Raw genomic sequence first — 11517 nt, forward strand, 5'->3', positions numbered from 1 at the left:
CGTAGGAGGGAAAACCGGATGATTTCTCCGCCCGCCGGGAACCGCCCCGAACAGGAGGCACCTCAGCCGGAACCGTCCGGAACGGGCACCACCTCAACCGACAGCCGCCCCACCCGGGAACCGCGTCAGGCCGCCGGGAACCGGCTCTCGTTGCGCTCGATCTTCTCCGCGAGCGCCCGCAGCGGGTCCACCTCCAGCACCGTGCACAGCTGCAGCAGGTAGGCCAGCACGTCGGCGACCTCGTCCCGGACGCGGTGCGCCGTGTCCGGGTCCGTCATCACCGCGGCGGCCTGTTCGGGCGTCAACCACTGGAAGATCTCCAGCAGTTCACCGGCCTCGACGCTCAGCGCCGAGGCCAGGTTCTTCGGGGTGTGGAACGGTTGCCAGTTCCTGGCGGCCGCGAACCCAGCCAGTCGCCGCTGGAGTTCGGGCACCGTGAGATCGTCGTTCATTCCCCCAGGTCTACCACTGCGGAGCCGTCGCGGACCGCGCCCTGGACGGGCACCCGGGCGGCGGGTTCGGTGCGCCGCAGCAGGCTGTGGCCGGTGGCCGGATCGCGGCGGCACTCGACCAGTTCGACGCCGTCCAGGCCGAGCGCCGGACCGGGTTCCTGAAGGGTGGCGAGCAGCCGGATGTCGCCCTTGCCGGTGACTTCGCGGGCCAGCCGCAGCAGCGCGGCGACCTGCTCGGCCGCCAGGCCGGCCCCGAGGTCCTCGGCGAGCAGCACCAACTGCCGGTGCGCGTCGGGGACTTCGGCGGCCGGGTCGACGTCGATGACGTCGGCGCCGGTGAGCAGGACGGCGGCGAAGGCGAGCAGCCGCAGCATGCCGTCGGAGGCCTGGTCGGCGCCGGTCCGGCCGAGCACGCCCTCGTCGAAGACGGCGATCAGCCGCTGCTGCGCGCCGTCGCCGCGCCGGGCGACGTCCAGGCCGAGCAGCGGGTGCGGGGCGGCGGCCTGGACGGTGCGCAGCAGCCGGGCCCAGCGGCGCTGGCATTCGTGTTCGAGGCGGCCGAGGACGGCGGAGATGTTGGCGGCGGTGCCGAGCAGCCTGGCCTGTGGTTCGGGCCGGGCCCAGCCGCGCATCGCGGCGGGCACCGGGTGCAGGGCGAACACCTCGCGCAGTGCGGTGAGCAGTTGTTCGGAGGCGGCCAGGACCTTGCGTTCGCCGTTGGACGATCCGGCCACCCGCAGCGGCAGTTGGGCGGTGATCAGGCTGCTGCTGGACAGCGGTGCGCGGATGTCGCCCTGCCGGGAGTCGTTGTGCCAGGTGACGTTGACCCGGCCGCGGGCGAGGTCCTGCTCGCCGGTCTCCATCAGGGTCCGGCCGTCCAGGGTGAGCCACTCGCGGGCGATCCGGACGCGTTCGTCGGTGCGCACCACCACTTCGAGCCGGACCGGCCCGACGCCGGAGCGCACGGTGCAGCCCAGGATGATCGCGTTGCGCCCGTGCGGCACGCAGCCGACCAGCCCGCCGCGCACCGGGACGGCGAGCGGGCCGCCGATCCCGCCGATGCCGTCCAGCGAGGGCTTGATCTCCTCGCCGAGGGCGAGCCGGGAGAGCACGGCGAGGGCGTCCAACGCGTTGGACTTGCCCGCCCCGGACGGGCCGTGCAGGACGGTCAGCGGCGACAGCGGCAGGGTGGCGCGCCGGTAGGACTTGAAGGACGTCAGCCGCAGTTCCTCGACGGTGGGGCGCTTCACCAGAGGGGCGGGCTCCGCGGGCGGGCGTCCGCCCGACTGGACGGAGGAGCGGTCGGGCGGGCCGACCGGAGGCGGGGCCAAGGGGGCTTCGCTGGTCACTCCGAGCACTCTAGGCCCGCAGTGAGCTGGAGAAACGTCTCTCCTGACGGCCTTTCACCCCTTCGAGTCCCAACCGTCCCCGGGCCTCCGGCGAAGTGTCACCCGTACGCGGTGATCCGCACCGAACCGGTGACCTCCACCGGCTGCGGCAGCGCGTCCAGCGCGGCGGCCAGCGCGGCCGGGTCGGTGTGCCAGGCGCTCGGGCCCATCCCGACCACCGCGGCCGCGTCCGCCCGCGACAGCCGCAGCGTGAACTCCACCTCGGTGCGCCCCACCGGCGCGAACCAGGGGCCGAGCTTCTCCTCGATCCGCCGGTCCTTGTCCTCGTCCACCGACAGCAGGCCCAGCGCGCCCACCAGTTCCCGCAGGTGACGGGAGGTCGGCGCGGCCACCAGCAGCCGCCCGCCCGGGCGCAGCACCCGGCGCATCTCCGGTCCGTTGCGCGGCGCGAACACGTTCAGCAGCACGTCCGCCGCACCGTCCCGCAGCGGCAGCGGGCGCCAGGCGTCGCACACCACGGCGCCGATCCTCGGGTGCGCCTTCGCGGCGCGCCGCAGCGCGTACTTCGACAGGTCGAGGGCCGCGCCGGCCGCGCCGGGCCGCGCCTGGAGCACCCGCGCCAGGTAGTGGCCGGTGCCCGCGCCCAGGTCGGCCACCAGGCCGGTGTCCGCCGCGACGTCGGCGGCGGCCTCGGCCAGCGCCTGCTCCAGCGGCCGGTAGTGGCCGGCCGCCAGGAACTCGCTGCGGGCGGCGACCATCTCCGCGGTGTCGGCGGTGCCCGCCTTCGCGTCACCGGCCAGCAGGCTGACGTAGCCCTGCCGGGCCTGGTCGAAGCTGTGGCCCTGCGGGCAGCGCAGGGTACGACCGTCCAGGGTCAGTGGGCGGGCACAGTGCGGGCAGACCAGATAGGGCTCGATGTCCTGCAGCAACTCGGTCGCATCCTCGCGGGATCGTCAGGGGCCGGGGGAACGTCGAGGGTATCCCGGCTGCGGACGCCTCGTCGCTCTCCCTGCCCCTGACCCCACCTGCGCCGACCTGCCGACGGCTCATTCCTCGCCGTCGTCGCCGACCTCTTCCTCCTCCGACTCGTCGACCACCCACATCGCCAGCCGCTCCGCCACACCCGTGATGCCGAGCTTGCCCTCCCGGATCGCCCGGGCCAGGCTGCGCACCTCCCGCGCGGTGGTCGCCACCCGGCAGCCGCTGGCCACCAGGTACGCGTAGGCCACGGCGGTGGCGAACAGCTCGTTGTTGCGCTCCAGCGCGGGGACCCGGATCAGCTGGTGCATCAGCGCGGCCGCACGGTCCTGCGGCTCCGGGTAGACGGCGATGTCGAAGATCTCGGCCTGGTGCCTGGTGACCGCCGCGAGCAACGATCCGTAGTCGGTGACCTGCGGGTCACCGGGCGTGTACTGCTCGGCGGTCATGAGCAGCCACGAGAGGTCGACCTCAAGTTTCAACGGCGCACGTCCTGGAGTTCGCTCGGCGACCCGAACTCGGCGAGGAACGCCGCCTCGTGCTCCTTCATGAACTGCGCCGCGGCATCCACGAAGTTGCGCCCCGCCTCGCCCATGTCCTGCTGGACCAGACGCTCGATGTACTGGTTCATGCTGATCCCCTGCTGTTCGGCCCGCTCGCGGGCCATCTCGGCGGTGGTCGCATCCACCCTGACGTTCAGCTGCTTCTTGGCCATGCTTCACGCTAGCGCCGTGGTGCTAGCACAACAAGGGCGCAAACCGGCCGCACCCCCGCTCCCCCACCCTGTCCGCCCGCGCCCCCACGAAAACCGGCCACCGGGCCCGACCCGCCGACACCTCACGCCTGGGCGCCGCCCGCCCGGAAACGCCGAACGGGCGCGGGAGAGGCTCCCGCGCCCGTTGCGACAGTGGATCGGTTACTGCCGGCCGGCGATCGGCTCCAGGATGGCCACGCACTCGAAGTGGTGGGTCATCGGGAACAGGTCGAAGGCGCGCAGCGAGACCGGGCGGTAGCCGCCCTCGCGGAAGAAGGCCAGGTCGCGGGAGAGCGCGGCGGGGTCGCAGGCGACGTAGGCGATGCGGCGGGCGGAGAGCGAGCAGAGGTGGGCGACGGTGTCGCGGCCGGCGCCGGCCCGGGGCGGGTCGAGGACGATCAGGTCGGTGGAGGTGATGCCGGTGCGGGGCAGCAGGGTCTCGACCTTGTCGCACTCGATGCGGACGTTCTCCAGCGCGGCGAGGTTGTGCCGGGCGTCCGCGACGGCCTGCTTGCCGGACTCGATGCCGAGCACCGCACCGTCCTCGCCGACCCGCTCGGCGAGCGCGCCGGCGAACAGGCCGACGCCGCAGTACAGGTCGAGGGCGTTCTCGCCCCACTGCGGGTCGAGGCCGCTGAGGACGGCGTCGACCAGGGTGTCCGGGGCCTCGGGGTGGATCTGCCAGAAGCCGCCGTTGGAGACCCGCCAGGTGCGGCCGGCGGCGCGCTCGCGGACGAAGGTGCGGCCGTGCACGCGGTGGAACAGGTCCTGCTCGTCGATCCGGGCGATCGAGGTCTCCCGGTCGAGCTCGACCAGCGGCAGCTGCTCGCCGGGCCGCGGCCGCAGGATCACCTGCCGGTCGGAGGAGCCGGACGCCGCGATCGCGTCGACGGCGGCGACGCCGGTCCAGTCGCGGGACTCGATGCCGAGTTCGGTGACGCCGGGCGCGGCGATCAGGCAGCGGTCGATCGGCTGGATGTCGTGCGAGCGGTGCTTGCGCAGCCCGATGGTGCCGTCCTCGTCGACGGCGTACTGCACCCGGGTACGCCAGGCCGGGACCTCGCCGGCCTGGAGCTTGCCGCCGACCGGCTCGACCGAGCCGTCCCAGTGGGCCTCCTCGGGAGTGAGGCCGGCCAGCTTGGCGAGCTGCTCGGTGAGCACCGAGCCCTTGAGCTTGCGCTGCCCGCCGGGGGTGACGTGCTGCCAGTCGCAGCCGCCGCACTTGCCGGGGCCGGAGAACGGGCAGGGGGCCTCGATCCGCTCCTTGGCGGACTCCAGCACCTCCACCGCGTCCGCCCGCAGGAACCGCGAGGTGGTGGTGCCGTCGGTGACCTGCGCGATCACCCGCTCGCCGGGCAGCGCGTGCCGGACGAACAGCACTCGGCCCTCGTGCCGGGCCACGCAGTGCCCGCCGTGCGCGACCGGCCCGACCTCGACCTCGTAGCGCTCGCCGACCAGCGGGTCCCCGGAGGGCTGCCGCAGCACCGGCTTGGTCGGCCGCACCGCCTTGGGCGCCCGCACCGCGCCGGGCTTGCGGCCCTGCCGCTCGGCCTTCTTCGCCGCGGCGCCCTGGGCGCCCTTGCCGTCCCGAGCGCCCTGGGCGCCCTTCGCCGTGCCCTTGGCCGACTTCTCGACCGCCGGCTTCCCGACCGCCGGCCGCTCGGCGGCGGGGCGCTGCTCGCCGGGCACCGGCGGCAGGCTGCGGGCGGTGTTGCCCTCCCGGTCGGTGGCCTCGGGCCGGGACGGCCGGCTGCTCCAGCGCGGGTGCGCCACCTGCCCGGGCTTGGCGCCGGACGTGCGGCCGGGGCGGCCCTGGCGACCGGAGGAGCGGGGCGGGTTGTTGCGGGTCACGGGGCGCTTCCTTACGCGATACGAAAGACGGGGGACGGACGGTGGAGAACACGGCGGCCCGTGGCGGACCGGGAACGATCCGCCACGGGCCCATTGAAGGCCATCGGGAGGCCGGACGGGCTTGCGCCGCTAGTCGCGCGGCGCGGCGTCGTCCTTGCCGCCCCGGGACTCCCCGGGAGCCTGTCCGCGTCGCGGACGGGGCTCGCCGCGGCGCACCGCGCCGGGCGCGGACCACGCCTTGGGCGCCTTGCGCCGCTCCGAGGACTCCAACTGCCAGGGTACGGACGTCACCATCACACCGGGCTTGAACAGCAGACGTCCCTTGAGCCGCAGCGCGCTCTGGTTGTGCAGCAGGTGCTCGTACCAGTGGCCGACCACGTACTCGGGGATGTAGACCGCGACCACGTCGCGCGGGCTGTCGCGGCGCAGGTTCTTCACGTACTCCAGCACCGGGCCGGTGATCTCGCGGTACGGCGAGTCGAGGACCTTCAGCGGCACCTCGATGCCGCGTTCGTCCCACTCCTTGCGCAGTGCCGCGGTGTCGGCCGGGTCGACGTTGACGGTGACGGCTTCCAGGATGTGCGCCCGGGACAGCTGGGCGTAGGCGAGGGCGCGCAGCGCGGGCTTGTGCAGCTTGGAGACCAGCACGACGGCGTGCACCCGGGTCGGCGGGGCGACGTCCGCGGGCTCCTCGGCGGCCTTCAGCTCGGCGTTGACGCTGTCGTAGTGCCGGCGGATCGCCTTCATCATCACGAACAGCACCACCATCAGCGCGATGGCGATCCAGGCGTGGCCGATCTTGGTGGCGAGCACCACGATCAGCACGGCCATGGTCATCACCAGGCCGAAGGTGTTGATCGCCCGGCTGCGGTGCATGCGGGCGCGCTTCTTCGGGTCGGTCTCGGTCTTCAGCAGCCGGGTCCAGTGCCGGATCATGCCGGACTGGCTCATGTTGAACGCCACGAACACGCCGACGATGTACAGCTGGATCAGCCGGTTCGGGTCGGCGCCGAACGCCACGATGAACAGGACCGCCGCGCCGGCCAGCAGCACGATGCCGTTGGAGAACGCCAGCCGGTCGCCGCGGGTGTGCAGCTGGCGCGGCAGGTAGCGGTCCTGGGCCAGGATCGAGCCGAGCACCGGGAAGCCGTTGAACGCGGTGTTCGCGGCCAGCACCAGGATCAGGCCGGTGGTGCCCGCGACGAAGTAGAAGCCCGGGGTGAAGTTGGAGAACACCGCCTCGGAGATCTGCGCCAGCACGGTCTTCTGGTGGTAGTCCGCGGGCGCGCCGATCAGCTGCTCGGCAGGGTTCTCGGCCATCTGCGTCCCGGTCAGGTGCGCCAGGTAGATGATGCCCATGAACATCGTGACGGCGATGGACGCCATCATCAGCAGCGTGGTCGCCGCGTTCCTGCTCTTCGGCTTGCGGAAGGCCGGCACGCCGTTGGAGATGGCCTCCACACCGGTCAGCGCCGCACAGCCCGACGAGAACGCCTTGAGCAGCAGGAACACCAGCGCGAACCCGCCCAGCGCCCCGTTTCCGGGCGTCGCCTCCAGGTGGTACGCCGAGCTCTCCGCGGGCAGCGCCGCACCGAACCCGAAGTGCCGCACCATGCCGTAGACGACCATGCCGAGCACGCCCACCATGAACGCGTACGTCGGCACCGCGAACGCGGAACCGGACTCGCGGACACCGCGCAGGTTCATGCCCATCAGCAGGATGACCACGAAGACCGACAGCGCCATCTCGTGCCCGCGCAACGCCGGCACCGCCGACACCACGTTGGCCACGCCGGAGGTGGTGGACACCGCCACGGTCAGGATGTAGTCGACCATCAGCGCACTCGCCACCACCAGGCCGGAGTTCGGCCCGTGGTTGACGGTGGCGACCTCGTAGTCGCCGCCGCCGCTCGGGTACGCGTACACGTTCTGCCGGTACGAGGCGACCACCGCGAGCATCACGATGGCGACGACGACGCCGATCTGCCAGGAGAAGTGGATCGCCCCGGCGCCGGCCAGCGACAGCGTGAGCAGGATCTCCTCGGGCGCGTACGCCACGGAGGAGAGCGCGTCCGAGGCGAACACCGGCAGCGCGATCCGCTTGGGGAGCAGCGTCTCCCCCAGCTTGTCGCTGCGCAGCGCACGCCCGATCAGGATGCGTTTCGGTAGGTCAGCAGGCATAGGCACAGCAAGGAATGCTAAAGGCTCGCGGCGGCAACCGACGCCGCACGGGGGCACCTTGGTCGCGACTGTGTTCGGCGGACCGGCTAGCGTGTCGGAATACGGGTTAGCGGGCAACACCTCGTTGCCCCCTCGCGTCGGATCACAGGCGCGATCGAGAACTCGCCCCCGCAATCGGGGGCACGGAAGGACGATGAGCGGTGTTTACGCAGGTCATGACCCCAACGGATCGGGTGAGGTAGTCGCGTGCACATCGTCATCATGGGCTGCGGGCGCGTGGGGTCCGCCCTCGCCAGAACGCTCGAGAAACAAGGCCACTCGGTCGCGGTCATCGACCAGGACCCGACCGCCTTCCGTCGGCTCGGAGCGGGCTTCAACGGCCGCCGGGTCACCGGTGTCGGCTTCGACCAGGACACCCTGAGGGAAGCCGGAATCGAGGAGGCGGGCGCCTTCGCCGCCGTCTCCAGCGGTGACAACTCGAACATCATCGCGGCCCGGGTGGCCCGCGAGAACTTCGGCGTCGAGCACGTCGCGGCCCGCATCTACGACCCGCGCCGCGCCGAGGTCTACCAGCGCCTGGGCATCCCGACCGTCGCCACCGTCCGCTGGACGGCCGACCAGATGCTGCGCCGGCTGCTGCCCAGCGGCGCCGAGCCGGTCTGGCAGGACCCGTCGGGCGCCGTGCAGCTCGCCGAGGTGGCCTTCAACCCCGCCTGGATAGGCCACCGCCTGTCCGAGCTGGAGGCCGACGCCGGTGTCCGGGTGGCGTTCGTCACGCGGGTCGGCGAGGGCGTGCTGCCCACCCCGCAGATGGTGGTGCAGGAGGGCGACCTGGTGCACGTGATGCTGCGCCGCAACGAACTGACCGCGGTCGAGGCGGCCTTCGCCAAGGGCCCCGAGGAGGCTGGTCACTGATGCGCGTCGCAATCGCCGGAGCCGGTGCCGTCGGCCGTTCCATCGCCGGAGAGCTGCTGGAGAACGGCCACGAGGTCCTGCTGATCGACAAGAACCCGAACTCCATCTCGGTGGAGCGGGTCCCGCTGGCGGAGTGGCTGCTCGCCGACGCCTGCGAGATCACCTCGCTGGACGAGGCCGCCCTGCAGCGCTGCCACGTGGTGATCGCCGCCACCGGTGACGACAAGGTCAACCTGGTCGTCTCGCTGCTCGCCAAGACCGAGTACGGGGTGCCCCGGGTGGTCGCCCGGGTGAACAACCCGAAGAACGAGTGGCTGTACAACGAGTCCTGGGGCGTGGACGTCGCCGTCTCCACCCCGCGCCTGATGTCGGCGCTGGTCGAGGAGGCCGTGAGCGTCGGCGACCTGGTCCGGCTGATGCGCTTCTCGCAGGGCAACGCCAACCTGGTCGAGCTCACCCTGGCCGCCGACACCGGCCTGGTCGGCACCCGGGTCGCGGACGTGGCCTGGCCGGTGGACACCGCGCTGGTCACCATCATCCGCGCGGGCCGGGTGCTGGTCCCCGGCGGCAGCGACACCCTGGAGGCCGGCGACGAACTGCTGTTCGTGGCCGCCCAGGAGCGCGAGGAGGAGCTGGAGACGCTGCTCGCCGGCTGATCCGCCCCGCCGTACGACGAAGGGCCCGCGCATCGCGCGGGCCCTTCGTCGCATCCGAGGTCTACTTCTGCGGCTCTTCCTCGTCCTCGGGCAGCTCCGCCTTGATCGGCGGCGGCGCCTTCAGCAGGATCTGCCAGGTGACGTACATCGCCAGCAGCATCGGCGGAATGCCGAGGGCGACCTTCAGCCAGCCCAGCAGGTTGACGTTGTGGGTGAAGTACAGCGGGAACAGGATCATCGGCTTCAGGCCCATGATCACCACCCAGGCCCAGGTCGCCCGGGTGTAGGCGGCGAGCCGGCCCGGGTTCTGCTTGCGCCAGGTGAACATCTCGCCGGTGATCGGGCCCAGCATCAGTCCGATCATCGGCCAGCGCACCAGTGCGGAGACCGCCAGCGCCACGCAGTAGCCGACGTTCCACAGCAGACCCGGCAGGTAGAAGTCCTCGGCCTTGCCGGTCTTCATCGAGATCCAGGCGCCGAGCGCCACGCCGAACACGCCGGAGAAGGCGTGCTGGATGGTCTCCCGGCGGGCCAGCCGGACCACCACGAACACCGCGCACAGGGCCAGCGCCGACCAGGCGGCCACCGGCACCTTGTGGGTGATGTTGAAGGCGACGATGAACACCAGGCCGGGCAGCGTCATGTCGATCATGCCGCGGACGCCGCCGAACGCCTTCAGCACCGTCTCGGCCGCCTCCTTGGAGGCGTCCCGCTCGTCGTCGCTGCCCTGGGGGTCGTGCGCGGCCACCCTGACCGCCTCGGCCTCGTTGCTCACGCGGACTCGCTCCCGTGTCCCACCGGACGCAGCTCGTAGCGGGGGTTGAAGAGCACGCGGCGCCCGCGTGCGTGGCCGATCCGGCCGCTGGCGATCAGGCGGCGGCCCGGCTCGATCCCCACGATCGAGCGACGGCCCAGCCACACCACGTCCAGCGCCTCCGTGCCGTCGAACAGCTCGGCCTCCAGCGCGGGCACACCCGCGCGCGGGCGCAGCGTGACGGTCCGCAGCGTGCCGGCCACCGTGACGATCTCACGGTCGCCGCAGGCGGCGATCGGGGTGCAGCCCGCCTCGGCGGTGTCCTGCCGCAGTTCCTCGGCCGCCAGCTCCTCCGAGGAGGTCGTCAGCCGACTCAGCATGCGGCGGAAACGGCCCTGCGGCTGGTCGCCGATGTTGTCACCACTCATGCCGGAAGGGTACCGGTTCACCCCCGCCCGGCGGCAGAGCTCCGGCCGCGCCGGTCACGCCCCGGTCACGTCCAGGTCACGGCTCGAAGCGGTAGCCCATGCCCGGTTCGGTGATGAAGTGGCGCGGGTGCGACGGGTCGGCCTCCAGCTTCCGACGCAGCTGCGCCAGGTAGACCCGCAGGTAGTTGGTCTCCTTGCGGTAGGCCGGGCCCCACACCTCCTGCAGCAGCTGGGTCTGGCTGACCAGCCGCCCGGAGTTGCGCACCAGCACCTCCAGCAGGTGCCATTCGGTGGGGGTGAGTCGGACGTCGTGGCCCTGACGGTTGACCTTCTTGGCGGCCAGGTCGACGGTGAACGACTCGGTGGCGACCACCGGCTCGCCCTCGGCGGTGACCGGCTCGGCGCGGCGCACCGCGGCCCGCATCCGGGCCAGCAGCTCGTCCATGCCGAACGGCTTGGTGACGTAGTCGTCGGCGCCGGCGTCCAGTGCCTCGACCTTCTCGTCGGAGGCGTGCCGGGCGGACAGCACGATGATCGGCACCCGGGTCCAGCCGCGCAGGCCGCGGATCACCTCGACGCCGTCCATGTCGGGCAGGCCGAGGTCGAGAACCACCACGTCGGGATGGCGCGCGGCGGCCAGTTCCAGGGCGCTCGCGCCGTCGTGCGCGGAGTCCACCTCGTACTTGCGGGCCTTGAGGTTGATCACCAGGGCGCGGACGATCTGCGGTTCGTCGTCCACCACGAGGACCCGGGTCATGCGGGACCGGCCTTTCCGTTGTCAGCGTGGTCGTGCAGGTCGACGGCGGGCAGGGAGACCACCATGGTCAGCCCGCCGCCGGGGGTGTCCTCGGCGGTGACGGCGCCGCCCATCGCCTCGGCGAAGCCGCGGGCCACCGCCAGGCCGAGGCCGACGCCGGTGCCGCGCGGGGCGTCGCCGTAGCGCTGGAACGGGGCGAAGATCCGCTCCCGGGCCTCCTCGGGGACGCCCGGGCCGCGGTCGACGACGCGCAGCTCGACCCGGCCGTCGCGGGGCAGCAGGTCCGCCTTGACCAGCACCGGGCTGCCGGGCGGGCCGTACTTGACGGCGTTCTCCACCAGGTTGGCCAGCACCCGCTCCAGCAGCCCGGCGTCGGCGCGCACCATCGGCAGCGACTCCGCCACGTCCAGCCGGACGCTGCCGGGCGGTACGCCGCCGAGTG

General features: G+C 72.4%; 13 protein-coding genes. 2 read left to right on the forward strand and 11 right to left on the reverse strand.

What is annotated here, in order from left to right; translation table 11 throughout:
- Positions 1-125: 125 nt before the first annotated feature.
- The 7 genes from IEZ12_RS02380 to IEZ12_RS02410 form a co-directional block, all read right to left on the reverse strand.
- Positions 126-452 carry a nucleotide pyrophosphohydrolase gene (locus IEZ12_RS02380; RefSeq protein WP_189270487.1) on the reverse strand — a complete coding sequence of 109 codons (327 nt, stop codon included), beginning with the start codon at positions 450-452 and terminating at the stop codon, positions 126-128.
- Positions 449-1801, reverse strand: coding sequence for an AAA family ATPase (locus IEZ12_RS02385; protein ID WP_189270488.1), 1353 nt, complete (start codon positions 1799-1801; stop codon positions 449-451). Before IEZ12_RS02385 ends, IEZ12_RS02380 begins: the two co-directional genes overlap by 4 nt.
- A gap of 98 nt (positions 1802-1899) precedes the next feature.
- Positions 1900-2730: a putative RNA methyltransferase gene (locus IEZ12_RS02390; RefSeq protein WP_189270489.1), complete on the reverse strand. Its 831-nt coding sequence runs from the start codon at positions 2728-2730 to the stop codon at positions 1900-1902.
- A gap of 117 nt (positions 2731-2847) precedes the next feature.
- A complete protein-coding gene (locus tag IEZ12_RS02395; protein WP_043914018.1) occupies positions 2848-3261 on the reverse strand; it encodes a hypothetical protein in 414 nt (137 codons plus the stop codon).
- Positions 3258-3494 carry a toxin-antitoxin system HicB family antitoxin gene (locus tag IEZ12_RS02400; protein ID WP_035862820.1) on the reverse strand — a complete coding sequence of 79 codons (237 nt, stop codon included), beginning with the start codon at positions 3492-3494 and terminating at the stop codon, positions 3258-3260. The genes IEZ12_RS02395 and IEZ12_RS02400 overlap by 4 nt, the downstream gene beginning before the upstream one ends.
- Positions 3495-3695: 201 nt before the next feature.
- A complete protein-coding gene (locus IEZ12_RS02405) occupies positions 3696-5018 on the reverse strand; it encodes a class I SAM-dependent RNA methyltransferase (RefSeq protein ID WP_373295429.1) in 1323 nt (440 codons plus the stop codon).
- Between the two features lie 495 nt (positions 5019-5513).
- Entirely contained in the window at positions 5514-7565 is a 2052-nt protein-coding gene (locus IEZ12_RS02410; RefSeq protein ID WP_189270490.1) for an APC family permease, read from the reverse strand.
- 246 nt (positions 7566-7811) lie between these two features.
- Between IEZ12_RS02410 and IEZ12_RS02415 the strand changes: the two genes are divergently transcribed.
- Both IEZ12_RS02415 and IEZ12_RS02420 read left to right on the forward strand, forming a co-directional pair.
- The gene (locus IEZ12_RS02415) at positions 7812-8480 is read left to right on the forward strand and encodes a potassium channel family protein (RefSeq protein ID WP_189270491.1); all 669 of its coding nucleotides are present in this window, start codon (positions 7812-7814) and stop codon (positions 8478-8480) included.
- Positions 8480-9136, forward strand: a complete 657-nt coding sequence (locus IEZ12_RS02420) for a potassium channel family protein (RefSeq protein WP_035862848.1) — start codon at positions 8480-8482, stop codon at positions 9134-9136. The genes IEZ12_RS02415 and IEZ12_RS02420 overlap by 1 nt, the downstream gene beginning before the upstream one ends.
- Positions 9137-9197: 61 nt before the next feature.
- Here the strand turns inward: IEZ12_RS02420 and IEZ12_RS02425 are convergent, their stop codons facing one another.
- The 4 genes from IEZ12_RS02425 to IEZ12_RS37575 all read right to left on the reverse strand — a co-directional run.
- Complete coding sequence (locus IEZ12_RS02425) at positions 9198-9911, reverse strand: DUF3159 domain-containing protein (RefSeq protein ID WP_189270492.1); 714 nt, start codon at positions 9909-9911, stop codon at positions 9198-9200.
- Positions 9908-10318 carry an OB-fold nucleic acid binding domain-containing protein gene (locus IEZ12_RS02430; protein ID WP_043916373.1) on the reverse strand — a complete coding sequence of 137 codons (411 nt, stop codon included), beginning with the start codon at positions 10316-10318 and terminating at the stop codon, positions 9908-9910. Before IEZ12_RS02430 ends, IEZ12_RS02425 begins: the two co-directional genes overlap by 4 nt.
- 76 nt (positions 10319-10394) lie before the next feature.
- On the reverse strand, positions 10395-11075 hold the full coding sequence (locus IEZ12_RS02435) for a response regulator (RefSeq protein ID WP_043914021.1): 681 nt from the start codon (positions 11073-11075) through the stop codon (positions 10395-10397).
- A partial coding sequence (locus IEZ12_RS37575; protein ID WP_268250227.1) for a sensor histidine kinase occupies positions 11072-11517 on the reverse strand: 446 nt, incomplete at its 5' end. The genes IEZ12_RS02435 and IEZ12_RS37575, both read right to left, overlap by 4 nt.

Origin of the sequence: Kitasatospora griseola, assembly GCF_014648555.1 — a bacterium.
GTDB classification, from domain to species: Bacteria; Actinomycetota; Actinomycetes; order Streptomycetales; family Streptomycetaceae; genus Kitasatospora; species Kitasatospora griseola.

Excerpts from the sequence above, each read along its gene's own strand:
- IEZ12_RS02420 (WP_035862848.1), top strand. The coding sequence starts at position 8,480 with ATGCGCGTCGCAATCGCCGGAGCCGGTGCCGTCGGCCGTTCCATCGCC.
- IEZ12_RS02430 (WP_043916373.1), bottom strand. The coding sequence starts at position 10,318 with ATGAGTGGTGACAACATCGGCGACCAGCCGCAGGGCCGTTTCCGCCGC.
- IEZ12_RS02400 (WP_035862820.1), bottom strand. The coding sequence starts at position 3,494 with ATGGCCAAGAAGCAGCTGAACGTCAGGGTGGATGCGACCACCGCCGAG.
- IEZ12_RS02435 (WP_043914021.1), bottom strand. The coding sequence starts at position 11,075 with ATGACCCGGGTCCTCGTGGTGGACGACGAACCGCAGATCGTCCGCGCC.
- IEZ12_RS02380 (WP_189270487.1), bottom strand. The coding sequence starts at position 452 with ATGAACGACGATCTCACGGTGCCCGAACTCCAGCGGCGACTGGCTGGG.
- IEZ12_RS02410 (WP_189270490.1), bottom strand. The coding sequence starts at position 7,565 with ATGCCTGCTGACCTACCGAAACGCATCCTGATCGGGCGTGCGCTGCGC.